Annotated in this window: 1 protein-coding gene; it reads right to left on the bottom strand. The window is 67.0% G+C overall.

Features of this window, described 5'->3' with window-relative positions; all coding sequences use genetic code 11:
- Positions 1-155: 155 nt before the first annotated feature.
- Positions 156-665, bottom strand: coding sequence for a nucleoside deaminase (locus LGR54_RS25650; RefSeq protein WP_230364788.1), 510 nt, complete (start codon positions 663-665; stop codon positions 156-158).
- Positions 666-716: the final 51 nt, after the last annotated feature.

Here is a 716-nt window from a genome sequence, read left to right on the forward strand (position 1 = left end):
TGGCGAAGCGCGTCCTGAACCGCTTCGGTACGGGAGATCGCCCCGTGCTCGGCCGGGGGCGGACCTTTCCCCTTGGCGGTCGGATCGTTGACGGAGCGCGAGGCTCCCTTCTTCATCGTGTTCATGCGAATTCTCTGCGTTTCGTATGCGCTGAATCAGCCTCGCGCCGCGGTGGCAGCCTTGCGCGCTTTCACCCAGCTGTCGAGGATCGCCACCGCCTCGGCATCCATCGCCTGCTCGGACGGCATGACGCGCTCTTCGACCGGGGCGCCGGCGGCCGCGCGCAGCGCCTCGACATCGATGGGATGGCGCTCGGCCCGGGTCAGCGAGGCGAAGGCGGTGCCGGCCTGGCCCATCGAGGCGGCGTAGTAGAGCTTCGAGATGCCCGCCACTTCCATGGTCGCCACGCACATCGCGCAGGGCTCGCAGGAGGTGTAGAGATCGCAGCCCGACAGGTCGACGCATTCGAGCCGGCGGCAGGCGTCGCGGATCGCCTCCACCTCGCCATGCGAGGTCGGATCGAAATGCGCCAGCGAGTGGTTGAGCCCCTCGCCGACGATGGCGCCATCCTTAACGATGACGCAGCCGAACGGTTCGGTACCGGGCTTTTCCAGCGCCTCGCGCGAGATCTCGATGGCGCGCTGCATGAAGTCTTCGCGGTACATGTCTGTCTCCTCCTTCGATAGATCAGGCGGCTTGGGGCAATGGCCAGGCTC

This window comes from Ancylobacter sp. Lp-2, from assembly GCF_020523795.1.
Taxonomy (GTDB): Bacteria; Pseudomonadota; Alphaproteobacteria; order Rhizobiales; family Xanthobacteraceae; genus Ancylobacter.